Origin of the sequence: Diaphorobacter sp. (assembly GCF_050251835.1) — a bacterium.
In the GTDB taxonomy this organism is placed as follows: Bacteria; Pseudomonadota; Gammaproteobacteria; order Burkholderiales; family Burkholderiaceae_C; genus JBFXIE01.
Genome location: NZ_JBFWLZ010000011.1, coordinates 12,994 through 36,966 on the forward strand (window position 1 = coordinate 12,994; position 23,973 = coordinate 36,966).

The 23,973-nt window shown below is 64.7% G+C and carries 23 protein-coding genes; 11 read left to right on the forward strand and 12 right to left on the reverse strand.

The features are described from left to right. Positions 1-33: 33 nt before the first annotated feature. The 7 genes from gspM to gspG all read right to left on the reverse strand — a co-directional run bounded on the left by gspM (position 34) and on the right by gspG (position 5,091). On the reverse strand, positions 34-624 hold the full coding sequence (gene gspM, locus AB7E35_RS05835; RefSeq protein ID WP_428167213.1) for a type II secretion system protein GspM: 591 nt from the start codon (positions 622-624) through the stop codon (positions 34-36). Beyond that, entirely contained in the window at positions 621-1,853 is a 1,233-nt protein-coding gene (gspL, locus tag AB7E35_RS05840; protein ID WP_428162712.1) for a type II secretion system protein GspL, read from the reverse strand. Before gspL ends, gspM begins: the two co-directional genes overlap by 4 nt. Positions 1,854-1,955: 102 nt before the next feature. Then, a complete protein-coding gene (gene gspK / locus AB7E35_RS05845) occupies positions 1,956-2,948 on the reverse strand; it encodes a type II secretion system minor pseudopilin GspK (protein WP_428167214.1) in 993 nt (330 codons plus the stop codon). Continuing rightward, on the reverse strand, positions 2,945-3,637 hold the full coding sequence (locus AB7E35_RS05850) for a PulJ/GspJ family protein (RefSeq protein ID WP_428162710.1): 693 nt from the start codon (positions 3,635-3,637) through the stop codon (positions 2,945-2,947). The genes gspK and AB7E35_RS05850 overlap by 4 nt, the downstream gene beginning before the upstream one ends. Next, a complete protein-coding gene (gene gspI, locus AB7E35_RS05855) occupies positions 3,637-4,029 on the reverse strand; it encodes a type II secretion system minor pseudopilin GspI (RefSeq protein ID WP_428167215.1) in 393 nt (130 codons plus the stop codon). The genes AB7E35_RS05850 and gspI overlap by 1 nt, the downstream gene beginning before the upstream one ends. Then, positions 4,026-4,451 (reverse strand): prepilin-type N-terminal cleavage/methylation domain-containing protein, encoded by a 426-nt coding sequence (locus tag AB7E35_RS05860; protein WP_428162708.1) that lies wholly within the window; start codon positions 4,449-4,451, stop codon positions 4,026-4,028. Before AB7E35_RS05860 ends, gspI begins: the two co-directional genes overlap by 4 nt. A 184-nt stretch (positions 4,452-4,635) precedes the next feature. Beyond that, complete coding sequence (gene gspG, locus AB7E35_RS05865; RefSeq protein WP_428167237.1) at positions 4,636-5,091, reverse strand: type II secretion system major pseudopilin GspG; 456 nt, start codon at positions 5,089-5,091, stop codon at positions 4,636-4,638. A 47-nt stretch (positions 5,092-5,138) separates the two neighbouring features. Here gspG and AB7E35_RS05870 point away from each other — a divergent pair, with 47 nt between their 5' ends. Further along, complete coding sequence (locus tag AB7E35_RS05870; RefSeq protein ID WP_428162706.1) at positions 5,139-5,594, forward strand: type II secretion system protein N; 456 nt, start codon at positions 5,139-5,141, stop codon at positions 5,592-5,594. 56 nt (positions 5,595-5,650) lie between these two features. On the opposite strand, the gene ilvA is transcribed toward AB7E35_RS05870, so the two are convergent. Further along, entirely contained in the window at positions 5,651-7,213 is a 1,563-nt protein-coding gene (ilvA, locus tag AB7E35_RS05875; RefSeq protein ID WP_428167216.1) for a threonine ammonia-lyase, biosynthetic, read from the reverse strand. Positions 7,214-7,551: 338 nt separating this feature from the next. Here ilvA and AB7E35_RS05880 point away from each other — a divergent pair, with 338 nt between their 5' ends. After that, the gene (locus tag AB7E35_RS05880) at positions 7,552-8,001 is read left to right on the forward strand and encodes an OsmC family protein (RefSeq protein ID WP_428162704.1); all 450 of its coding nucleotides are present in this window, start codon (positions 7,552-7,554) and stop codon (positions 7,999-8,001) included. A gap of 25 nt (positions 8,002-8,026) precedes the next feature. Here the strand turns inward: AB7E35_RS05880 and coq7 are convergent, their stop codons facing one another. Then, positions 8,027-8,644 carry a 2-polyprenyl-3-methyl-6-methoxy-1,4-benzoquinone monooxygenase gene (gene coq7, locus AB7E35_RS05885; RefSeq protein WP_428162703.1) on the reverse strand — a complete coding sequence of 206 codons (618 nt, stop codon included), beginning with the start codon at positions 8,642-8,644 and terminating at the stop codon, positions 8,027-8,029. 277 nt (positions 8,645-8,921) lie between these two features. On the opposite strand from coq7, the gene AB7E35_RS05890 reads away from it, so the two are divergent. From AB7E35_RS05890 to AB7E35_RS05915, 6 genes are all read left to right on the forward strand, one after another. Further along, on the forward strand, positions 8,922-9,995 hold the full coding sequence (locus tag AB7E35_RS05890) for a porin (protein ID WP_428162702.1): 1,074 nt from the start codon (positions 8,922-8,924) through the stop codon (positions 9,993-9,995). A gap of 234 nt (positions 9,996-10,229) precedes the next feature. Continuing rightward, positions 10,230-11,354: a porin gene (locus AB7E35_RS05895; protein ID WP_428167217.1), complete on the forward strand. Its 1,125-nt coding sequence runs from the start codon at positions 10,230-10,232 to the stop codon at positions 11,352-11,354. 231 nt (positions 11,355-11,585) lie between these two features. Next, positions 11,586-12,797, forward strand: coding sequence for a porin (locus tag AB7E35_RS05900; protein ID WP_428162700.1), 1,212 nt, complete (start codon positions 11,586-11,588; stop codon positions 12,795-12,797). Positions 12,798-13,048: 251 nt separating this feature from the next. Next, positions 13,049-14,275, forward strand: a complete 1,227-nt coding sequence (locus AB7E35_RS05905; RefSeq protein WP_428167218.1) for a M20 aminoacylase family protein — start codon at positions 13,049-13,051, stop codon at positions 14,273-14,275. Between the two features lie 181 nt (positions 14,276-14,456). Beyond that, positions 14,457-16,376: a bifunctional metallophosphatase/5'-nucleotidase gene (locus AB7E35_RS05910; RefSeq protein WP_428167219.1), complete on the forward strand. Its 1,920-nt coding sequence runs from the start codon at positions 14,457-14,459 to the stop codon at positions 16,374-16,376. A gap of 88 nt (positions 16,377-16,464) precedes the next feature. Then, on the forward strand, positions 16,465-16,959 hold the full coding sequence (locus AB7E35_RS05915; RefSeq protein WP_428167220.1) for a YbhB/YbcL family Raf kinase inhibitor-like protein: 495 nt from the start codon (positions 16,465-16,467) through the stop codon (positions 16,957-16,959). A gap of 158 nt (positions 16,960-17,117) precedes the next feature. Here AB7E35_RS05915 and AB7E35_RS05920 read toward each other — a convergent pair whose 3' ends face one another. Then, a complete protein-coding gene (locus AB7E35_RS05920; protein ID WP_428162696.1) occupies positions 17,118-17,963 on the reverse strand; it encodes a MurR/RpiR family transcriptional regulator in 846 nt (281 codons plus the stop codon). A gap of 201 nt (positions 17,964-18,164) precedes the next feature. On the opposite strand from AB7E35_RS05920, the gene tal reads away from it, so the two are divergent. Next, the gene (gene tal, locus AB7E35_RS05925) at positions 18,165-19,115 is read left to right on the forward strand and encodes a transaldolase (RefSeq protein WP_428167221.1); all 951 of its coding nucleotides are present in this window, start codon (positions 18,165-18,167) and stop codon (positions 19,113-19,115) included. Further along, the gene (pgi, locus tag AB7E35_RS05930; protein ID WP_428162694.1) at positions 19,112-20,734 is read left to right on the forward strand and encodes a glucose-6-phosphate isomerase; all 1,623 of its coding nucleotides are present in this window, start codon (positions 19,112-19,114) and stop codon (positions 20,732-20,734) included. The genes tal and pgi overlap by 4 nt, the downstream gene beginning before the upstream one ends. A 138-nt stretch (positions 20,735-20,872) precedes the next feature. On the opposite strand, the gene groL is transcribed toward pgi, so the two are convergent. Further along, a complete protein-coding gene (groL, locus tag AB7E35_RS05935) occupies positions 20,873-22,513 on the reverse strand; it encodes a chaperonin GroEL (protein ID WP_428162693.1) in 1,641 nt (546 codons plus the stop codon). Between the two features lie 145 nt (positions 22,514-22,658). After that, positions 22,659-22,949 (reverse strand): co-chaperone GroES, encoded by a 291-nt coding sequence (groES, locus tag AB7E35_RS05940; RefSeq protein ID WP_428162692.1) that lies wholly within the window; start codon positions 22,947-22,949, stop codon positions 22,659-22,661. A gap of 320 nt (positions 22,950-23,269) precedes the next feature. On the opposite strand from groES, the gene AB7E35_RS05945 reads away from it, so the two are divergent. Continuing rightward, positions 23,270-23,911, forward strand: coding sequence for a DUF4124 domain-containing protein (locus tag AB7E35_RS05945; RefSeq protein ID WP_428167222.1), 642 nt, complete (start codon positions 23,270-23,272; stop codon positions 23,909-23,911). The last annotated feature ends 62 nt before the right edge of the window (positions 23,912-23,973 follow it).

The window sequence follows — 23,973 nt, forward strand, 5'->3', positions numbered from 1 at the left end:
GAGGGCAGGAGTGGGTGGGCAGCGCCCGGTTGATCAATTGGAGGACTGGGATGAAGCGGGCAGGGCCAGCACCAGGGTGCCGTCCCAGCGCACAGCCGCGTCAGCGCTGCTGGCCTGGCTGGCCTGGCTGGCCTGACCCGTCGGGCTGGTCGGTGCGGGGCTGCGCACCAGACGCACCTCGACGGGCACCGTGCGCGCGGTGTTGCGCGCCTGCGCCAGCCACGACGCCAGCGCCGCAGCGGTTGCGCCCTTGAGGGTGACCGTGGCGCGGTCGCCCACGGCCGCCATCTGCGCAGTGGCGCCCAGGCGCTGCGTCAGTGATTCCTGCAGCGTCTGCAGGGCTTCACCGCCTTGCAGGCGCGGCGCGTCCTTCAGTTGCAGCGCCTCGGCTTGCAGGGACTGCATCTGCTGCAATTGCGCGTCCAGCGCAGCGTGGCGGGTGGGCGATGCGCGCAGTTGCTGCAGTGGCGGCGCCAGCAGCACCCACCACAGCAATGCCAGCGCCACCAGGGCGCCTGCGGCCAGCACCAGGGTTTGCTCGCGCGGCGCCAGGGCGGCCCAGCGCTGGCGCAGCGCTGCCGCCAGGGCGCCGAGCTGGTTGCGAAGTTGCTCGGGGGCGTTCATGGGCGATCCTCGGCTTGCACCAGCATGGCGCCATCTTGCATGCGGGCCACGAAGCCCTGTGCGGTCAGCTGTTCGTTCAGGGCCGTCAATTCGTCGGGCGACAGTTCCAGCCCGCGCAGGCGCAGCTCGCCGTTGGCGTATTCGATCTGGGCAGGGGTGCGTGCGGCGGGCAGCGCGGCACCGGCAGCGGCCATCAGCGGCTCCAGGTCGCGGCGCGACACGCTGCCTGTCTCCTGGCGCAGCTGAACCAGCTCGCGCTCCATTTGCACCGGCGCATCCACCACCGCCTGGATGCGGGGGAAGGTCTGTGTGAGCGTGTTGCGCACGCCGGCCTGTTTGGCCGCCAGTGCCTGGCGGTCTTGCCAGGCCCAGAGGTTGAGGCCGATCACCTGCACTGCCACGGCCAGCCCCAGCGCCCAGCGCGCAGCGCGCCACTGCGGCGCCCGCAAGAACGCGTTGGCGCCGCCGCCCAGCTTGCGCAGCGCGCGCTTGCCGCCACTGCTGGCCAGGTCGAACTGGGCCAGGTCCCAGTCGCCGCGCGCAGCGGCCAGGGCTCGCTGGCTGGCGGTGTGCAGCACCACGGGGCGGTTCAGCAGCCGTTCGGCCAGCTGGGCCACGGCGGGCTCGGCCCGCACGGGGGGCGTGTCTTCAGAGGCGGGGAGCAGGGCGGCCAGCGCGCCCGCAGCCGCCAGGGGGAGCACGGTAACGGCCTGCTGCTGTCCGTGGCCGGTCAGCACCAGATGGGCGTCTTCAGGCGCGCCCAGCACGTCGCATTCTTGCTGGCCGCTGGCCGTGGGGCCGGGGGCGAACTCTGGCACCACCCGATCCGCCGGCCGGCCGGCAGCCTCCAGCGCCTGCAGGGCGCCTTGCAGCCAGGCGCGGTCGCACACGGCCACCCAGACAGGGGCGCCGGGCTCTGCACCCGGCTGCAGCGCAAAGTGCAGTTGCGCGGGGTCGTCCAGCAGGTGTTCTTCCAGCAGCCCCTCCAGTACCGAGCGCAGCCGCCCCGCCTGGGCCGCAGCGCCGGGCGGCAACGTCACGCGCTGCCACGACAGCGCCTGCGCGGGCACAACGGCTACCACCTCGCCCGTGCGACCGGGGTCGGGGAGCAAGGCGGCGGTGGTGCTGGCGTGGCGCGTGGCGGTGTGGCCGTCGGCGGTCAGCGTGTAGCTGTATTCGGCAGCGGGCCCGGGCGAGCCCGGCGGCAGGGTTAGGACAAGGGTGCTCATGGATGGGGTTCGCGAAACATTTTAGGGGCTTGACGTGACACGCCAGGAGCGGCTTTCGCCGCCGCCGTGCGGCGCGGCGCTCTTGGGCGGATCAAGGACAGCTCAAGGGCGGCCGGCGCTGGCGGTGCTCCAGGTGGCGCCGCGCCTGCGCCACAGCGTGCTGGCCTGACCGCGTTGCTTGAAGACCAGCGAGCGTTCTTCCACCACGGCAGAGTCCAGGCGCAGCCGCCCCTGCACCTCGAAGTAGCTGGAGCTCACGGTGTGCGTGGTGCCCGTGATGCCCGCGGGGTTGCCGACCAGCTTGGCGGCGTCGGCCTCGCTGCGAAAGTGGCTGTTGTCGCGCGCCTGAACCAGGCGCTGCGCGTCGGCCATGTCCAGCCCGGCGGCGCTGGCCCACAGCACCACGGCCCCGGCGGTGTTCAGATTGACCTTGGTGCGCGCGGGCAGCAGGGTGACGTAGGGCGCCAGCGCGTCCACCGTCTGTTGCGGCAGTCCCCACCAGCCCAGTTGCGACACGGACTGCGGCAGCAGTGCCAGGTCGCCGGCATCGCCGCCGGCGCGCGGCGGGGTCTGGGCCTGCAGCATGTTGCGCGCCAGCGTGTTCAGGTGCTGGCGCGGCAGGCCCAGGTATTCAAACAGCCGCGTGAACTGGCGCAGCGCGATGTCGTCCACCTGGCCGTCGTTGACCAGGTTGTACAGGTTCAGCAGGCCCTGCTGATCGATGATCTGGCCCGACAGGAAGGCGTTGGCGGTGTCGGTGCTGGCGTCTTCCACTTGGGCCACGTTGCGGTTGGCAGCCAGGAACGTGGACAGGCGCGCCTCCTGCAGCGGCATGGACCAGGGCTCGGTCAGGTTGTCCGTGCCGTCGCCGCTGCGGGCGATGGAGTCTTCACGCAGGATCAGGCGTGACCAGTCCAGCCCGCCCACCAGCAGCCAGGCTGACTGGATACGGGCGCGCTCGGCGATCTCGACCTCGATGGCGCGCCACTGCTGCCACATGGCAGATGCCGCGAACGTGGCCACCAGCGTGACGGTGAGCATGGCCGCCAGCAGCGCGGCGCCCGCCTGGCGCCCGGGTTTCATGGGCTGCGTCATGACTTGCCGCCCCCCAGCACCGGGTTGACCCAGTCGCGGGTGATGACGCCCGACAGCGCCGCGCCCGGCGCCAGCGTCAGCTGCACGCGCACGCCCTCGGGCACGCTGGCAGCGGCGCTGCTCAGCCCGCCCGCAGTTTGTGGGGCGCCAGCGCCGCTGGACTGCGCATTGGTCCAGGCGCCGCCGCGGTGAAAGTACACCTGCCACTCCAGCAGTGGCATCAGCACCGTTTCCTGGCGGCGCTCGACCTCGCCGGGCGTGCGGGCCCATGCCGCTGCGCGCTGCCAGGCCTGCTGCCATTCGGCGCGCGTGCGCAGCGGGGGGGACTGCCAGCGTATCCAGTGGCCCGTGCCGTCCACGTTGCGCCGCGTCCAGGCGACGACGACGGCGCCTTCGTCCGGCGGACGCGCGCTGCGTCGCGTCAGGCGCAGCACCTGACCGTCCCAGGCAATGGGCTCGGTGCGGTCGATGGGTTGAAGCGCATCCAGGTCGGCGGCCCACTGGGCCAGCACTGTCTGCAGCACCAGCACTTCGTCGGCACGCTCGCGGGTTTGCTCTTGCGAGCGCACCATGCCGTCCAGCCCGCGCCAGCTGACGATGGCCAGCAGCGCCATGACGGCAATCGCCACCAGCAGCTCCACCAGCGTAAAGCCGCGCGCACGGCGGGGCAGCGCGAGACGGGAAGGCATCAGAAACGGCCCACGATGGTGGACACGCGCAGCACCGGCAGCTGCGCGTCGTCAAAAACCTGCGCATCCACACGCCGAAATTGCGGGTTGGGCGTGGGCGTGACGATCACTGCCACCTGGTAGTTGCGCCCGGCCTGTTCGCAGGTCACGCGCGCCTCACCGATGGAGGGCATCTGGCGCGACAGGCGTTCGCGCACCAGTTCGTTTTCGGCGCACAGGTGGGCCAGCACCACGTCGGTCTGGCGCGCGGCGTTGTGGGTCAGGGCCGACGTGGCCTGCAAACCCGCCATGAGTGCGATGGCCACGATGGCCAGGGCCACCAGCACCTCCACCAGCGTGAAGCCACGCTGGGCGTGCTGGCCGCATGGGGCGCGACGCTGCCGTGCGCTCATTGCAGCGCCTGCACCGCGAAGGGGCGCAGCCCGTCGGTGGCCACGCGCACCGCGAGCGCGGGGTGGGCGCGGCTCACCACCACCACCTGCTGAGGGCCGATCAGCGGCTCGGGACCCAGCCACAGCTCACCCGGCCCGCGCACGCCAGTGGCACCGTCCAGCCACTGACCGGGTAGGGCGTTGGGCGGAAGACCCTCGAAGCGAAAACCCTGGGCATCGGCGCGCCAGCGCACCGCCGCGCCCGAGGCGCGCGACTGCGCGCGCGCGGCATCCAGCAGCACGGCCAGCCGTTCACCTTCGCGCTGCAATTGGGTGGCGCCGCTGTCGCGCAGTGCCAAGCCCACACCGGCAGTGGCCAGAGCCATGATGGAAATCACCACCAGCAGCTCCAGCAGCGTGAAACCCCGGATACCTTGCTTCATGGGCGCAGATGTTTTGCCGCCGGGCCGCCCCAAGGCAAAACGCGGCCCCCCTGGGGGGCAGGGAGCGACACGCAGTGCGCGACCGTGGGGGTCACCGGTTCTGCCGCCGGGCCGCCCCAAGGCAAAACGCGGCCCCCCTGGGGGGCAGGGAGCGACACGCAGTGCGCGACCGTGGGGGTTAGTTTCACTGCCAGCTGCCGATGTCGGCGTCCTTGCCCTCGCCGCCGGACTGGCCGTCGGCACCGAAAGACATCACATCCACCGCGCCCTTGATACCGGGGTTCAGGTACTGGTAGGGACGGCCCCAGGGATCGTTGGGCAGCTTTTCCAGATACGGGCGCCAGTTGTTCGGCGCGGGGCCGCTGGTGGGCTTGGCGATCAGCGCCTGTAGGCCCTGTTCGGCCGTGGGGTAGCGCTGGTTGTCCAGGCGGTAGAGCTTCAGTGCCTGCATCACGTTGTTGATGTCGGTGCGCGCGGCCGTCACGCGGGCATCGTCGGCGCGGTCCAGCACATTGGGCACGACCAGCGCGGCCAGCACGCCGATGATGACCAGCACCACCATCAGCTCGATCAGGGTGAAGCCCGCGGCCAGACGGCAGCGGGTGCGGTGCGCAAGGGTTGAAACAGGGGGCGGCAGCATGGCGGGGCGACTCAGAATAGACATAGCCGATCAATCATAATCCGCGAATGGTGACACACACATTCAGCCGTTGGATCTTGCGCCTGGCCACTTTGGCGCTGTGGGCAATGGCCGGCGCGGGCGCGGTTTATTGGGGGCTTCAGCTCTCGTCCGACCAGGCGGGTCTGGCCCCCGCCGCAGCTGCGCCCGAGGCGCTGCAGCCCGACATGCAGGCGCTCGCACGACTGCTGGGCGTGGGGCCCGTGGCTGCAGTGGCTGCGCCATCGGCGGCCAGCCGTTTTGCGCTGGTGGGTGTGCTGGCCGGCACCGCCAGCGGCGGCGGCGCTGCTCTGATCGCCGTGGATGGCAAGCCGGCCAAGCCCTACCGCGTGGGCGCGGTAGTCGATTCAGGCCTGGTGCTGCAGTCGCTGGGCCGCACCGAGGCGCGGCTGGGCGGCGCCGTTGATGGAGCGGCCGCGTTGGTGCTACGCATTCCGCGCAAGGAACAAGCCAGCAGCAACTGAAAGCACGTGGTCAGGGCGCTTTGACAGCGCATGCGTGTCGAGGAGATGTCCGCAGTTCAGTTGCCGCTGGCGTGCAAAAACAGCCGGTAGGCCGGGTTCTGCGTTTCCTCGACATAGGGGTAGCCCAGCGTCTGCAAAAAAGCGTCGAAATGCGCCGCGTCTTCGGCAGGTACCTGCATGCCCACCAGGATGCGGCCGTAATCCGCGCCCTGGTTGCGGTAATGAAACAGCGAAATATTCCAGCTGGGCTGCATCAGGCTCAAGAACTTCAGCAGTGCGCCCGGCCGCTCGGGGAAGGTGAAGCGCATCAGCCGCTCGTCATACGCCAGGGTCGAATGTCCGCCGACCAGGTGGCGCAGATGTTCCTTGGCCAGTTCGTCGTGCGTCAGATCCAGGGCCTCGAAGCCGTGGCGACCGAAGTTGCGCGCAATCTTGTCCGACTCGCCCTTGCCGCTGGTCGTCAAGCCTACAAACACATGGGCGCGGGCGGCGTCGCTGATGCGGTAGTTGAACTCGGTCACGTTGCGCGGGCCGCCGGGCAGGGTGCCAATCACCTCGCAAAAGCGCCTGAAGCTGCCACGCTCTTCGGGGATGGTGACGGCAAACAATGCCTCACGTTCTTCGCCCACCTCGGCGCGCTCGGCCACGAAGCGCAGGCGGTCAAAGTTCATGTTGGCGCCGCACAAAATGGCCGCGTAGGTCTCACCGCGCGTCCTGTGCTGGGCCACGTACTGCTTGATGGCGGCCACGGCCAGCGCGCCCGCGGGTTCCACAATGCTGCGCGTATCCACAAAAATGTCTTTGATGGCGGCGCAGACGGCGTCGGTGTCCACGGTCACGTAGTCGTCCACCAGGCCCTGGGCGATGCGAAAAGTTTCCTCTCCCACCAGCTTGACGGCCGTGCCGTCAGAAAACAGCCCCACGTCGGCCAGTGTCACGCGCTGGTGCGCCCTGACTGACTGCGCCATGGCGTCGGAGTCATTCATCTGCACGCCGATGACCTTGATGTCGGGGCACACGGCCTTGATGTAGTTGGCCACGCCTGCGATAAGCCCGCCGCCGCCAATCGCAACAAACACCGCGTCCAGCTTGCCGCCCAGCCGTTGCACCTGGCGCAGAATTTCCATGGCGATAGTGCCCTGGCCGGCGATCACGTCGGGGTCGTCAAACGGGTGCACAAAAGTCAGCCCTTGCTCTTGCTGCAGGCGGGCCGCGTAGTCATAGGCGTCGGAATAGCTGTCGCCGCTCAGTACCACCTCGCCGCCCAGCGTCTTCACAGCGTCAATCTTTAGCTGCGGTGTGGTGGTGGGCATCACAATCACGGCGCGCGTGCCCAACTTGCTTGCGCTCATGGCCACGCCTTGCGCATGGTTGCCGGCCGAGGCGCAGATAACGCCTTTCTTTAGCTGCTCAGGCGTCAGGTGCGCCATCTTGTTGTAGGCGCCGCGCAGTTTGAAGCTGAACACCGGCTGCTGATCCTCGCGCTTGAGCAGCACCTTGTTGTGCAGGCGGCGCGACAAGGCCCGGGCGGGCTGCAGGTCGGACTCGATGGCCACGTCATACACGCGTGCCGTCAGGATTTTCTTGAGGTAGTCGAAGGGGGTGAGGGGCTGAGTCATAGTGCAAACTGGCAGGCGCCCGCATGCGGACAAGACGTCGTGGGCGCGACAGGCCGAGGCGCACATCATAGGACGGCGCACCAGCCCGGCGGCCGCGCAGCGTGCTGAATGCGGTAGCCTTGGCAGGCAAAAAAAAAGCCCCAGGCGGTAAGGCCCAGGGCTGAATCCATCCTTTGAGGAGATGGAGGAGACAATCAGTGCAAACCCCGCTGTACCAAAACTGCCATCAGTGTTTGCATGGGTGTGATTGTAGCGCTGTAGGTGTTGCGTTGCAGCAAAATCACGAATGCGTTGGTTAATTACCACCGATTTAGATCAAACATTGAGGAAAAACCACTATGGAATGCACCGTCACCTGGACTGGCAATGCTGGTACGCGCTCAGGCATGGGCTTTATTGCTGAAACCGGCAGCGGCCACGTGTTGGCAATGGATGGCGCGCCCGACGCCGTTCGCCCGGAAAACGGTGGCCAGAACCTGGCGCCCCGCCCCATGGAGACCGTGCTGGCCGGCACCGGCGGCTGCACAGCTTACGACGTGGTGCTGATCCTCAAGCGCGGGCGCCACGACGTGCGCGGCTGCAGCGTCAAGCTGACATCTGAGCGCGCGCAGACCGACCCCAAGGTCTTCACCAAAATTCATATGCAGTTCACTGTTACCGGCCGCGGCATTCCTGCTGCTGCGGTAGAACGCGCTATTGCCATGAGCCACGAAAAGTATTGCTCAGCCAGCATCATGCTGGGTAAGACGGCGCAAATCACCATGGACTTCGAGATCGTCGAGGGCTGAGCAGAGCTGATCCGGCAAGACCTGCTTACAGGTGATGCGCAGTGGTCGTCATCACCTTAGCTGCGGCGCGCATCAGCCAGCGTGCCGGTGGGGGCGGGAGCGCGGCACCAGCGGCCTGCGCCTGCCTGGCGTGGCGTTCTTCATCCAGCTTCATGCGCGCAACAATGGCGCGTGACGGCAGATCCTCATCCGGCAGCCGGTGCAAATGGCCTCGCAGGTGCTCGGAGACCTGCCGCTCGGTCTCTACCACAAAGCCCAGGCTGGCGCGGTCGCTCACTCGCGCTGCTACCAGGCCGATGGCAAACGCGCCGGCAAACCACAGCGGGTTGAGCAGGCTCGGTCGGCTGCCCAATTCATCCAGGCGCTCGCGGGTCCAGGCCAGGTGGTCGGTCTCTTCGCGCGCGGCCGCTAGCAGATCGCGACGCAGGTTCTCATCACGTGTCACGCAGGACTGGGCCATGTACAACGCCTGGGCGCACACTTCGCCTACATGGTTCACGCGCATCAGCGCGCCAGATAGCCGCGCCTGCTGCGGTGTCAGCGTGACGGGTGAGGTGCGTGCAGCGGGCGAGCGCTCGCCTGCCTTGGGTGATGCAAACAGCGTACGCAAAGCGCTGTCGGCAGCGGTCAGAAGTCGATCCATCGTGTGTCCATCGTGGGGTCGTAGAGTGATCAGGGGCTGGGCGCCTGTTGCGGTGATGTTGCCGCAATGTTGCAATTGGGCAACGGAAAGTTCGTTTTTTGCCCCGCTTCCAAGCCGATTATGAGGGTTTCCCTTTACTAAGGCGGGCGCGCTCTGTTGCAATAAGCCCAACTTCCCCACCAGGAGGTTGGCCCAGGGAACCGGCGGGGCTGAGCATCAACGCATGTTTCAGTTCTCTACGATCCGGGCCCTCTGTTTAACCTTGGAGTAACTCGCAATGAAAAAATCCCTGATTGCCCTGGCAGTGCTGGCCGCTTCCGGTGCCGCAATGGCCCAGTCTTCCGTGACCCTGTTCGGTGTGATCGACACCAACATCAGCGTCATCGACAACATCGGTGCTGGCAAGGACGACAAGTACGGCCTGGGTACCAGCGGTCTGCAAACCAGCCGTATCGGTTTCCGTGGCGTGGAAGACCTGGGCGGTGGTCTGAAGGCTGGCTTCCACCTGGAAGGCGAAATTTTTGGTGACGACGGCAATTCTTCTGGCCTCGATTTCAAGCGCCGTTCCACGCTCAGCCTGATGGGTGGATTTGGTGAAGTGCGTCTGGGCCGCGACCAGACCGTGGGTTACGTCAAGACCAGCTCTTATGACGTGTTCGGCCAAGCTGGTTACGGCCAGTTCCTGGGCTGGAGCAGCTGGAGCGCCGTCGGTCCTGACACCAACGGCATCCGCAAGAGCAACATGATCAGCTACTTCACGCCCAAGTTCAGTGGCTTCAGCGGCGCGATCGGTTACGGCTTTGACGAGCAAACGACGGGCAGCCTGGGTGAGTACATCGGCGGTTACGTTGCTTACGACAACGGCCCTCTGAGCGTTGCCCTGTCCTACGACCAAAGCAAGCTGGGTGCAGCAGCAGCCGGCACGACCGCTGCTCGCAAGATCGACCGTGACACTATCGCCCTGGGCGCTTCTTATGACTTCGGCGTTGCCAAGGTCAGCGGTATTTACCAGCAAGTGAAGCACGATGAAGCTGGCCGTAACGATGTGAAGGTGAACTCCTACGCTCTGGGCGTTTCCGCTCCCGTGGGTTCGTCCGGCATCGTGAAGGCTCAATACGCCATGTACGACCAGAAGAACGTGGTGCAAGGCCGCGATGCTGAAGCCAACCACTTCAGCCTGGGTTACCAGCACAACCTGTCCAAGCGTACCGCTCTGTACGGTACCGTGTCCTACATGGACAACGACAATGGTTCTACCGTTGGCCTGTCTGGCAAGGGTATGGGCACTACCACCCCCGTGTCTGGTGAATCCCAGACTGGCTTCCAAGTTGGTATCCGTCACGCCTTCTAATTTTGAGCTGGCCTGAGCCAGCTTTGATTAGCAAGCTTAAAAAGCCGCTGCCTTCGGGTAGCGGCTTTTTTAGTTTGCAAAGGCTGAAGGGCGCCTGACTTGAGACGTTTTGAGAATAGTCATCCAGAAAAAATAGGGGAAAACGACTGTGACTGGCGCGCAACCGGTGCTGTTCTAGAGCGGGCGGCTTTCTAGAATGGCTCGTCCGCTACACCTTAATGAAAGAGACAACTTATGCGACTGTTTTCCCTCAAAACCATCACCTTGGCAGTAGGTGCCTTGTGCGCAACGGGTGCAAGTTTCGCCCAGTCTTCCGTGACGCTGTACGGTATTGCTGACCTTGGGGTTACCTTCGTTGATGGCAACGATAGCTGGAACGGCCTTACTTCTGGCAACAACCTGACCAGTCGCCTTGGCGTGCGTGGTACGGAAGACCTGGGCGGCGGCCTTAAGGCCAACTTCCGCCTGGAAGGCGGTATCAATCTGGACGTGGGCGATGGCGCTTCCGGCTACGCAGGCGCGACTGCTGGTTCGGGTTTTGCATTCAAGCGTAATTCCACTGTGGGCCTGCAAGGCGGCTTTGGAGAAGTGCGCATGGGTCGCGAGTTGACCGCCGCCTACAACGCCGTCGCTCGTTACGATGTGTTCGGTTCCGTGGGTCTGGGTGCATCCCAACTGTGGGGCGACGGTGGCATCAGCGATGCGACTGGGCTGAGCACCACTGCACGCACGACCAACCAGCGTGTCAGCAACATGGTGACCTACTTGACGCCCAACTTTGCGGGCTTCAAAGCCGCTGTGAACTACGGCTTTGGTGAAGTGGCTGGCGCCAACAGCAACCGCCGCTACATGAGCCTGGGCGCAAACTACGACAACGGCCCCATTAGCGCAGGTCTGGGTCTGGAGCGCCTGAGCCGCGACGTTTCGACAGTGGCAGCTACCGCGCAGGGGGGTGATATCTCCGCCTGGAGCCTGGGGGGCTCTTATGACTTCGGCGTCGCCAAGCTTCTGGCTGGCTATCGTCAATCCAAGGTTGATGACTTCGGTGCAGTGCTTGGCGCTGAAAACAAGCGTAAGGGCTACATGCTGGCGGTGACTGCACCGGTCGGCGGCAGTGGTTTGGTGCGTGCCGCCTACAACCGCTATGAAGATGAGCAAACCGCTGCAGCCGATGCCAAGGCCGATCACTTCGCGATCGGTTATGTGCACGGCCTGTCCAAGCGCACGTCCTTGTATGGCACCTACGCGTACATCAAGAACAAGAACAATGGCACGCGCTTCAGCATCAACGGCAGTACCAACGGTCTCGACAACGGCAAGCAGCAAGGCTTGCAGGTCGGCGTGACCCACTCCTTCTGATCTCATGCTGGCGTCAAGCCAGCCTGATCAGCGAAACCAAAGCCGCTGTCTTCGGGCAGCGGCTTTTTTTCGGGTTGTCTTTTTCTTGCTTATCTTGCGCACGCAGGCTTGTCGCCCATGTAACAAAAATTTGGGGAAAACGATGGTGGCTTCCGCACGACTGGCGCTTGCCTGCGGCGGGTGCATTTCTAGAATCAAATTTCTGCCATTCCCCCAAGAAAGAGACAAGCTATGCGATTGTTTTCCCTCAAAACCATCACCCTTGCAGCAAGCGCTCTGTGCGCAGCGGACGCAAGCCTGGCCCAATCCGACGGCACCAGCAAAGTGCAACTGTGGGGGATTGTGGATCTGGCAGTGCGCCACACCAATAACGAGGGGCCCACGCGCGACAAGCTCACCAGGATGGTTGGCGGCGGCATGTCCCAAAGTCGTTGGGGCATCAGCGCGGAGGAAGACCTGGGCGGCGGCAACAAAGCACTGGTGTACCTGGAGCACCGTTTTGATGCCGACTCGGGTACGCCTGCGGCCAACGTGCCGTTCTTCCAGCTGTCCTATCTGGGCCTGCAGGGCCCGTATGGCCGACTGACGGCGGGCAGACAGTGGAACGTGCTGTTCGACGTGGTGACCAGCACCTACGCATCGTTCCCTTACTCGCCCTACATGGAAGCCTTCAAGCCTGAACTGGGCGTGGCCACGGGCGCGCGCACCAGCAACATGCTGAAGTACACCTTCGCCACGCCAGACCGCAGCTTTGTGGGCTCGCTGCAATACTCGTTTGACGAAAACAACGATACCAAAGCGCTTGAGGCAGGTTTGCCCACCTCTGCCGCCCAGGTGCCTGCCTATGTGCTGGGCACGCTCAACGGCGGCGCCTGGGAAACCATGGGTGGTTACTTGCGCTACGCCACGGGCGGCGCGGCGGTGGGCGGCGGGTATCTGCGCACCACCTTGCCCGGCGGCACTGACATCGATGCCTGGACGCTGGGCGGCTCGTATCGCACTGGGCCCTGGTACTTCAACACTGGCTATGGCCTGAACAAGGCCAAGTTTGCCGCGGTCACCAGCCCGGTGGTGGGTTTTCGTAATACGGTGGATCGGGGCATCCTGGGCCAGTTCTGGTCAGGTCAGTCCAACGGCGGCTTTATGCCCGGTGATGCCAGCAAGCGCCATTTGGTGAAGGTGGGCGTGGGCTACCAGCTTACGCAGCAGCTCAATCTGGGCGCGCATTACTTCCGCGGCAAGCAGTCGGGCTCGGGCACGGGGGCGTCCAACGGCAATGTCAACTTCATGGTGGCAGTTGCCGACTACGCATTCTCCAGGCGTACCGACATGTACTTTGCCGTGGATCACACCAAGGTGAGCGGCGGCGCTGCCATGGCGCTCGATGCCAACGGCGCCCGCTCGCGCACGGGTATCACTGCGGGCGTGCGACACCGCTTCTGATGCATAACCCCCCGGGCGGGCACATAGTCTGCCCCGGGGCAAACGCAGTGCGCAAGCGGTGCAGCCAATCGCAGCCGGTGTAGCATGGCCCGATAGACTGCGTTTTTTGAAAATGCCTGCTTTGACGTTGCCTCGATTCCCGCAGAGTCCAGTCTGCATCACCACTGGGGTCTTTTTGATTGCTGCGGGCTTTTCGCTGGCGGCATGGTTTGCTGGCAGGCCAACCACTGCCAAGGCCGGGAGGGGCTGACATGCAAGCTACGCAACCTCGATTCAAGGCCGGTGGACGCGCATTTGCCCACATCGCTCAATACCACCCAGAGCTGACCGCCTTCAGGCGTGATCTGCACGCCCATCCCGAACTGGGTTTTGAAGAGATCTACACCAGCGCGCGCGTGCGAGAGGCGCTGCGCGCCGCGGGCGTTGACGAAGTCCACGACGCCATCGGCCGCACCGGCGTGGTGGGCGTCATACATGGTCAAGGGCGCAGCAGCGGCCGCATGATCGGGCTGCGTGCCGATATGGACGCGCTGCCCATGACAGAGCACAACGAATTCGCCTGGCGGTCGTGCAAAAGCGGCTTGATGCACGGCTGCGGGCACGACGGCCACACGGCCATGCTGGTGGGTGCGGCCCGCTACCTGGCGGCCACGCGCAACTTTGACGGCACGGCGGTGCTGATTTTCCAACCGGGCGAGGAGGGTATGGGCGGCGCGCGCGTGATGATCGAAGACGGCCTGTTCGATCGCTTCCCCGTCGATGCTGTCTATGCCATGCACAACTGGCCTGCCATGCAGCCGGGCACCGTGGGCATCAACAGCGGCGCCATGATGGCCGCGGCCGACCGTATCACTATCGAGGTGAGCGGCCGCGGTGGCCACGGCGCCCACGCTTACCAGACGGTGGATGTGGTGCTGGTGGCCGCGCACATCATCACCGCCGTGCAAGGCATTGTTTCGCGCAATGTGCGCTCGCTGGACAGCGCGGTGGTCAGCCTGTGCGCGGTGCAGGCCGGCGACCTGGGTGCCTTCAGCGTGCTGCCTGGCACCGCCATACTGGTGGGCACGGTGCGCGCATTCGATCCTGCGGTACAGGACATGGTGGAGCGGCGCATCAAAGAGCTGTGCAACGCCATTGCCCTGGGCTTTGGCGCCACGGCCACGGTGCGCTACGAGCGCATCTACCCGGCCACCATCAACACTGAGAGCGAGGCGCGCTTTGCCGGCGACGTGGCCGCGACGCTGTTGGGCGAGGACAACGTGGATCGCGATCTGGAGCCCAGCATGGGCGCCGAAGATTTCTCTTTCATGCTGCAGGCCCGGCCCGGCGCCTACATGCGCCTGGGCCAGGGCATGGGCCCCGGCAACAGTGCCTTGCACAACAGCCGCTACGACTTCAACGACGAAGTGTTGCCCCTGGGTGCCGCCTTGCACGCCAGTCTGGTCGAGCAGGCACTGCCGCTGGCAGCCGTCGAGTGAAAGCAGCTTTCAGTTTTTGTAAGAAAACGCCGGTGGCTGTTCATTGAATAGCAAAAATAGCCGATGACTTGTGGGTCTGCAATAGGCCCTTCCATGACACCTGGCATGTCGGACTTCACGGTAATGTCATTCTTGTTCACGACCATTTCGCCTTTGTAATGTTTCAACAGGGAGCGAGAACATGGGTACGTGGACGCAATGGACGGGCAAGCCTTACGTGCGACAAATGCAACGCGGGGCCGTCGCTCTGGCGGTGGCCGGCATGCTGGCGGCATGCGGTGGCAACGATGACGATGGACAACCGCTGGATGTGACCATCCTGCACATCAACGACCATCATTCCACGCTGGAATCGAAGTCGAAGACGCTGCAACTGTCCACTGGCGGCGCTGCTCCTGTGGCAGTGGCTGTGGATGCGGGCGGCTTTCCACGCGTGACGGCTGCCATCGACAGCCTGTCCAAGGCCGCTGGCGCCAACGTGCTCAAGTTGCACGCGGGCGACGCCATGACCGGCACGCTGTATTTCAACCGCGCAGGTGTGGATGGTGAAGCTGATGCCGCGCTGATGAACACCGTGTGCTTTGACGCCTTCACGCTGGGTAACCACGAGTTCGACAAGGGCGACAGCGGCCTCAAGGGCTTCCTGGATCTGGTCAAGAAGGGCAGCTGCAAGACCCCGATGTCCGTGCTCAGCGCCAACGTCAAGTTTGGCGCCAACTCCGCCCTCAACCCGGCCAAGGCCGCTGGCTATGTCCAGCCCTCCACCGTGGTAGAGCGCAGCGGCCAGAAAATCGGCATCGTCGGCCTGACGGTCGCCGTCAAGACCAAGACCGCTTCCAGCCCCGACGCCGACACCACCTTCGAAGAAGAAGTGACGGCAGCCCAGCGCGAGATCGACAAGCTGCGCAACCAGGGCATCAACAAGATCGTGCTGATGAGCCACATCGGCTACGGCAGCGACACCGCCATCGCGCCCAAGCTCAGCGGTGTGGACGTGATCGTAGGCGGCGATTCGCACACGCTGCTCGGCCCCGACAGCCTCAAGACCGTCGGTGTGGGTACGCCCGGCGGCGCCTACCCCACACGCCTGAAAAACAAGGACGGCAAGAACGTCTGCGTGGTGCAGGCCTGGGAATACGCGCAGGTGGTGGGCGAGCTGAAGGTGAAGTTCGACTCGCAGGGCGACGTTACCGAATGCTCGGGCACGCCCCATGTGCTCATTGGCGACAAGTTCACCATCGCCGGCAAGGCGCCGACCGACGCCGAGAAGAAGGCTATCGACGCCGACGTGGCCGCCAAGGGCTTTCTGCGTGTGACGCAGCCGGCTGCTGCTGCCACCGCTGCGCTGCAGCCTTTCATGGACCGCGTGGCCGTTTTCAACAAAACCCAGAGCGCCGTGGTGCCCCAAGAGCTGTGCTCGCGTCGCGTGCCTGGTGGTCCGGGCTCTTCCGACTACAGCCGCTCTAGTGCCGCCTGTAACGCCGAGGGTAGCGTGAACGTGCGCGGTGGCGACATCCAGCAGTTCGTCGCACAGGCGTACCTGGAAGTGGCCAACAAGAAGTACGGCGGCGCCGACATCACGCTGCAAAGCGGCGGTGGCGTCCGTATCCCGCTTCTGGGCACCGTGACCGCAGCAGACATCATCAAGGTGCTGCCGTTCGGCAACATGCTCTTCCGCCTGGACATCACTGGCGCTGAGGTCAAGTCCATGCTGGAAGACGGCATGGAAGCCGTGTATGGCGCCAATGGCTCCACTGGCCCTTACCCCTACACGGGCGGTCTTCGCTTTGATGTGAACACCAAGGCCACGTTTGGCTCTCGCGTGTCGGGTATCGAAGTGCGCAATGCCGCTAGCGGTGCATGGGAGCCACTCAACACAACCAAAACCTACAAACTGTTTGTGCTGAGCTTCAACGCCACCGGCGGCGACGGCTATAAGACCCTGGCTGCCGTGCCTGCAGCGCGTCGCCTGGACATCGGAGTGCTGGATGCGGATGTGTTCTTCGACTTCATCTCCACGCAGCCCAAGGACGCAGCTACGGGGCTTCCGGTGCTCAACCGCCTGCCCACTGAGCTCTACAGCACCAAGAGCTTCCAGTAATCCGGCGATGGGTGCATGATCTCTGTTGCGGCGATGATCGGCGGCATACTGGTGTTTTTGTGTCAATGAAGCATAAGGAGCAAGACCTATGACCACATTCACGCTCACCAGCCCCGACATCGCTGCAGGCAGCACCATCGCGCAGAGGTTCGAATTCGACGGCTTCGGCTGTTCGGGCCAGAACCAGTCACCCGTGCTGCAATGGAGTGGCGCACCTGAAGGCACCAAGGGTTTTGCACTCAACGTGTACGACCCTGACGCACCCACGGGCTCGGGCTTCTGGCACTGGTACGTGATCGACTTGCCTGCCTCGGTAACCGGTCTGCCTGCCAACGCCGGTGCCAAGGGCGGAGCCAACCTGCCCGCAGGCGCCCGCCAGATTCGCAACGATTACGGCATCTACGCCTGGGGCGGCATGTGCCCGCCCCCGGGCGACAAGCCGCACCGCTACATCTTTACGGTACATGCGCTGTCGGTGGATCGCATCGACGTGCCCGACGACGCGCCCGCCGCGCTGGCTGGCTTCATGGTCAACGCCCACACGCTGGCCAAGGCCAGCTTCACCGCTACCTACGGGCGTTGAAGCGGGGCGTCGGGCCTTCCCGCGCAAGCCAAATCAGCCCGTCATTCCCACGTAGGCGGGAAACCACCGCGCTGGCAGCGGCATATCAGCTGCATCACTGAAAACTGCATCAAACACGACTGCAGCGCTTATCCATCAAGCGCTGGCTGCTATCGTTTTCAGGTATATCGCTTCGCGCGCAGGTTGTTTTTCATCTGCTGCAGCACGGGCTGCAGCGGTTCGCCGATGCGTAGTGCCACGCAGGTGGCCAGCACATCGATGATGAGCAGGTGCATCAGCCGCGACACCATGGGGCTGTAGCGGTCGTAGCCCTCGGGGTGGTCGGCAGCCAGGTGAATGCGGCAGGTGTGCGCCAGGGGCGAGCCGCTGGCGGTGATGGCGATGGTGGTGGCGCCGTTCTTGCGCGCGATGTCGGCGGCGTCCATCAGGTCGCGGGTGCGGCCCGAATTGCTGATGATGACCGCGCAGTCGCCCGGGCCCAAAAGCGTGGCGCTCATCACCTGCATGTGGCCGTCGCTGGCGGACAGGCTGGTGATGCCCAGCCGGAAGAACTTGTGCTGCGCGTCCTGCGCCACGATGCCCGAGTTGCCTGCGCCATAAAATTCGATGCGCCGCCCCGTCCGCCAGGTGGCGGCGATGGCGCTGGCCGCCTGTTCCAGCAGCTGGGTGCTGGCGGCATTGCGGTACTGCAAAAAAGCGGCGACGGCGTTGTCCACCACTTTTACCAGGACGTCGCTGGTCTTGTCGTCGGCATCCACACTGCGGTGGATGAAGGGCACGCCCTCGCTCACGCTGCCGGCCAGCTTGAGCTTGAAGTCGGCCAGCCCGTCGTAGCCCATGCTGCGGCAAAAACGCACCACAGTGGGTTTGCTCACATGAGCACGTTCGGCCAGCTCGCGCACGGGCATGCGGGAAAAGGCCCGCGGGTCTTGCAGCACAAGCCGCGCCACGCGTTGCTCGGCGGGGGCCAGTGAAGGGAGCGAGGCGGTGATGCGATCCAGCATGGTTCAAAACGGTGCCGCCCAGATCGGCGAAGCCAGTGATTGGCGCAACGGGCAGGCAGATTTGCGAATCAGAAAATGTAGCGCGGTTTTCATGCCACATACGCCGAATACACTTGTGGCGCGGGGGGCTGCACGGCAATGCGCCGCCCCGCGCCAAAGTACAACACGCTGGAAACAGACCCGCGAGCAACGAGCACCCGCATGAACCAACTCGACGCACTCAAGCAATTCACCACCGTGGTGGCCGATACCGGCGACTTCAGGCAACTGGCGCAGTTCCAGCCGCAAGACGCCACCACCAACCCTTCGCTGATCCTCAAGGCCGTGCAGAAGTCCGAATACGCGCCGCTGCTGCACGACTGCGTGACCCGCTGGCACGGCCGCGCCATGGACGAGTTGATGGATCGCCTGATCGTGCGCTTTGGCTGCGAGATTTTGTCGATCATTCCCGGGCGCGTGTCCACCGAGGTGGACGCCCGGCTGTCGTTTGACACCGCTGCCACTGTGTCGCGGGCCGAGCGCATCGTGGAGCTGTACCAGGCCGAAGGCATGCACATCGACCGCGTGCTCATCAAGGTGGCCGCCACCTGGGAGGGCATCCAGGCCGCGCGCCAGCTGGAGCAGCGCGGCATCCACACCAATCTGACGCTGCTGTTTTCATTCGCGCAGGCCGTGGCTTGCGGGCAAGCCAGGGTGCAGCTGATCTCGCCCTTTGTCGGCCGCATCTACGACTGGTACAAAAAGCAGGCCGGCGCCAGCTGGGACGAGGCCGCCATGGCTGGCGCCAACGACCCCGGCGTGCAGTCGGTGCGTGCCATCTACAACCACTACAAGCACTTCGGCATTGCCACCGAGGTGATGGGCGCCAGCTTTCGCAACACCGGCCAGATCGTCGCGCTGGCGGGCTGCGACCTGCTGACCATCGCTCCCGAGCTGCTGGCTCAGCTGGCGGCTAGCGATGCGCCCGTGGCTCGCGCGCTGGACCCCGAAGCCGCCCGCAGCGTGGCGCTGCAGCCGGTGCAGTACGACGAGGCGGGCTTTCGCTACGCGCTCAACGCAGATGCCATGGCCACCGAGAAGCTGGCCGAGGGCATTCGCGCCTTTGCGGCCGATGCGGCCAAGCTGGAACAACTGATGCGAGCTGCGGCATGAGTTTTGACGACCCCCGTACGCGCTGCGACCGCACAGCCGCCTGGCAGCGCCTGCGAGCACACTTTGACAGGGCTGGCCGGAACTTTGACATGCGAGACGCCTTCGCGCAGGACACCCAGCGTTTTGCGCGCTTCAGCCAGCAGGCACCACATGTGTTTGCCGACCTGTCCAAGAACCTGATCGACGCGCCCACCGAAACCCTGCTGCTGCAGCTGGCGCAGGAGTGCGGCCTGGAGCCCTACCGCAACGCCCTGTTTGCCGGCGCACCCATCAACAACACCGAGCAGCGCGCTGTGATGCACTGGCTGCTGCGTCATCCGGGGCGTTTCAAGGCATGCGCCCAGGATGACCAGTCGCTGGCAGCCACCGATACCGTGGCTGCCGCAATGCGCGACGTGCAGTCCACGCTGGATGACATGCTTGCGCTGGCCGAGCGCGTGCGTGCTGACGATGCCATCACCGACATCGTGAACATCGGCATTGGCGGCTCGGACCTGGGGCCTTTCATGGTGGTCAAGGCGCTGGAGGATCACTGCCTGTCTGGGAAACGTCTGCACTTCGTCTCCAACGTGGACGGCATGGAACTCGGCGGCCTGCTGCGCCAGTTGCGCCCCGAGCGCACCCTGTTCCTGATCGCCTCCAAAACCTTCACCACGGCTGAGACGATTGCCAACGCCAAGGCAGCGCGCGCGTGGTTTGTGGCCCAGGGCGGCAGCGACGATGCGCAGGCGCGTCTGCCTGTGGCGCGGCACTTTTATGCGCTGACCACCAACCTGGAGGCGGCGGCGCAGTTTGGCATCCGCACCACGCTGGGGTTCTGGGACTGGGTGGGCGGGCGCTATTCGCTGTGGTCCGCCATCGGGCTGCCGATTGCCATCGCCCTGGGCGCAGAGCAGTTTCGTGCCTTGCTGGCAGGCGCACATGCGATGGACGAGCATTTCCGCACGGCGCCCTTGGCGTCCAACCTGCCTGTGCGACTGGCATTGCTGGACCTGTGGTACCGCAACTTTCACGGCTTTACCAGCCGCAACGTGGCGCCCTACAGCCACGGCCTGCGTCGTCTGCCTGCCTATTTGCAGCAGCTGGAAATGGAGAGCAACGGCAAAGGGGTGGACGCGCAGGGCCAGCCGCTGCCCTACGCCACCTCACCCGTGATCTGGGGCGAGCCCGGCACCAAGGGGCAGCACGCGTTTTTTCAGATGATTCACCAGGGCCCGGACGTCGTGCCCGTCGAGTTCATCGTGCTGCGCCAGGGTGGGCGCGAGCTGTCGCAGTTGCACCAGCGCCTGGTGGCCAACGCGCTGGCCCAGGCCCGCGCACTGATGACGGGCCGCCCTGACGAGCCCTGCGGCCATCGTCGTTTTAGCGGCAACCGGCCCAGCACTGTCCTGGTGCTGGAGCGGCTGGATCCGCCATCGCTGGGCGCGCTGATTGCGCTGTACGAGCACCGCGTGTTCGTCAGCGGCGCTCTATGGGGCATCAACAGCTTCGATCAATGGGGTGTGGAGCTGGGCAAGGTGCTGGCCAAAGACCTGGAGCCGCGCCTGACCACGGGCGATGTCAGTGGTCTGGATGCCTCCACCGCCGGGCTGCTGCAGCGGCTGGCGCAACCGGTCTGAGCGCAAGCGCCCGTCACCCCGTCATTCCAGCGAAGGCGGGAAACCAAACCCCGCTATGAAAAAAGCCCGCAGGCTGCAAGGCGCGCGGGCTTTTTTTGTACGGCTGCCGGCGCCACGGGGCGCCGGCGGGCGGGGCAATTACATGCCCATGTCGCCCATGCCGCCCATGCCGCCGGGCATGGCGGGGGCTGCGGACTCGTCCTTCGGAGCCTCGGCCACCATGGCTTCGGTCGTCAGCAGCAGCGAGGCCACGGAAGCGGCGTTCTGCAGCGCGGTGCGGGTCACCTTGGTGGGGTCCAGGATGCCCATCTCCAGCATGTCGCCGTAGGTGTCGTTGGCGGCGTTGAAGCCGTAGTTGCCCTTGCCGTTCAGCACTTCGTTGACGACCACCGAGGGCTCGCCACCGGCGTTGGCCACGATCTCGCGCAGGGGCGCTTCAATGGCCTTGAGCACCAGCTTCACGCCAGCGTCTTGCTCGGGGTTGCCGGTGGACAGGTCGCCCACGGCCTGCTTGGCGCGCAGCAGTGCCACGCCGCCGCCAGCCACGATGCCTTCTTCCACGGCAGCGCGGGTGGCGTGCAGGGCGTCTTCCACGCGGGCCTTCTTTTCCTTCATCTCGACTTCGGTGGCAGCGCCCACCTTGATCACGGCCACGCCGCCGGCCAGCTTGGCCACGCGCTCTTGCAGCTTCTCGCGGTCGTAGTCGCTGGTGGCTTCTTCGATCTGGATGCGGATTTGCTTCACGCGGGCTTCGATGTCGGCAGCAGCACCAGCACCGTCGATGATGGTGGTGTTTTCTTTGCCGATTTCCACACGCTTGGCCTGGCCCAGGTCGGCCAGGGTCACCTTCTCCAGGGTCAGACCGACTTCTTCGGCGATCACCTTGCCACCGGTCAGGATGGCGATGTCTTCCAGCATGGCCTTGCGACGGTCGCCGAAGCCAGGGGCCTTCACAGCCACCACCTTCAGGATGCCGCGGATGGTGTTGACCACCAGCGTTGCCAGTGCTTCGCCTTCGACGTCTTCGGCGATGATCAGCAGCGGACGGCCGGCCTTGGCGACTTGCTCCAGCGTGGGCAGCAGGTCACGGATGTTGCTGATCTTCTTGTCGAACAGCAGCACGAAGGGGTTGTCCAGCAGGGCGGCCTGCTTTTCGGGGTTGTTGATGAAGTAGGGCGACAGGTAGCCGCGGTCAAACTGCATGCCTTCCACGACATCCAGCTCGTTTTCCAGGCTCTTGCCGTCTTCGACGGTGATCACGCCTTCCTTGCCGACCTTGTCCATCGCGTCGGCAATGATCTTGCCCACGGACTCGTCGGAGTTGGCGGAGATCGAACCCACCTGGGCGATTTCCTTGGAGGTGGTCGTGGCCTTGGACTGCTTCTTGAGCTGTTCCACCAGGGCGATCACGGCCTTGTCGATGCCGCGCTTGAGGTCCATGGGGTTCAGGCCGGCGGCCACGTACTTGGAGCCTTCGCGCACGATGGCCTGGGCCAGCACGGTGGCGGTGGTGGTGCCGTCACCGGCGATGTCGTTGGTCTTGGAGGCCACTTCCTTCACGAGCTGGGCGCCCATGTTCTGCAGCTTGTCCTTGAGTTCGATTTCCTTGGCCACGGACACGCCGTCCTTGGTCACGGTGGGGGCGCCGAACGAGCGCTCGAGCACCACGTTACGGCCCTTGGGGCCCAGGGTCACCTTGACCGCGTTGGCCAGGATGTTCACGCCTTCAACCATGCGGGCGCGGGCTTCGCCGCCGAAAACTACGTCTTTTGCTGCCATGTTTGGCTCCTACAAAATATTGAATCAGATTGACCGCCAGCCCTTGTGTATCAAGCGCTAGCAGCTATGAAAATGAGAGTTTTGAATGCCGGGTGACTTTTGTCTTTGGCCGGGCCTGCGACAAAAGTGCATACCCTGCGGGCAATCACTTTTCGACGACTGCGAACAGGTCGTCTTCCTTCATGACCAGCAACTCGTTGCCGTCCACCTTGACGGTCTGGCCGCTGTACTTGCCGAACAGAACGCGGTCACCGACCTTCACGTTCAGGGCGATCAGGTCGCCCTTGTCGTTCTTCTTGCCGGGGCCAACGGCCAGCACTTCGCCTTGATCGGGCTTCTCAGCAGCGTTGTCGGGGATCACGATGCCGGAGGCGGTCGTGGTTTCGCTTTCGATACGCTTGACGATCACGCGATCGTGCAGGGGGCGAAGATTCATTTGCATCTCTCCTGAATACAAAAAAGGATTACGACATCAAGAACACGCTGGCACAACGCCTGCGCGCTACAAGCTTCAGCAAGGGTGCTGCTAGCACTCGTCTGGCTCGAGTGCCAATGATAGGGGCATTTGCGACGGTTTCAAGAGCGGCTGCACAGAAGAATACGTGCCTGCCGTTGAACCGCCGCATGCCCACCCCGCGGGCTTGTGCCTTGGCGTGTGCGTGCCGCAGGCGGGCCAACAGCGCCGCTGCTCAGAGAGCAAGGCGTGCTTTGGCGGTGGCTGGCGCGCCTGATACATTCGCCGCAAGGAGGGAAACCATGAGAATCATCCGCGCCATTCTCTGTCTGGCAATGTGCTCATTTGCCGCTTCAGCGGCGTTCGCCCAGATACACCGCTGCAAGGACGCTGCAGGCAAGACCATCTACTCGGATGCGCCGTGCGCTACGGGTCAGACCGGTCAGCTCATCGAGCGCCAGAAGTCCCAGGACGAGCTCCAACAGGAGCGGGCCCAGGCTGCAGAGGCCAACGAACGCAAATACCAAGCCCAGCAAGCGCAGCGAGAGCAGCAAAGCCTGGAGTTGCAGCAGCGCAATGCAGCGCAAGCGGCCGCAGCAGCGGCGCCTCCCCGGCCGCTGTCCGCATCGCGGGAGTGCCGCGAGGCCCAAAAGGATCTCGAGTTCGTGTCGAGCATCCGAACCACCCCGCAAGACGAGAAGCGCATGCGTACCAATGCAGCGATCGCGCGGGTCAATGCATCGTGCGGCTCCAACATGCCATTGATGCAAGAGCCGCCCAAGGTGGTGGACAAGCCGCAAGGTCAGCGCGCGATCACCCACTGCAGTGGGGGTTTTTGCTACGACGACGCGGGCCAGGCGTATCACCGCAACGGCCCGGACTTTCTGACCGGGCCCAACGGCAGAACGTGCCACCGATCGGGCTCTTTCTGGAACTGCAACTGACCGAAGGCGCAAGCTAACGCGGCCTTCGTGCTTTGCACCGCCGTATCCAGCCGCGGTCTGCG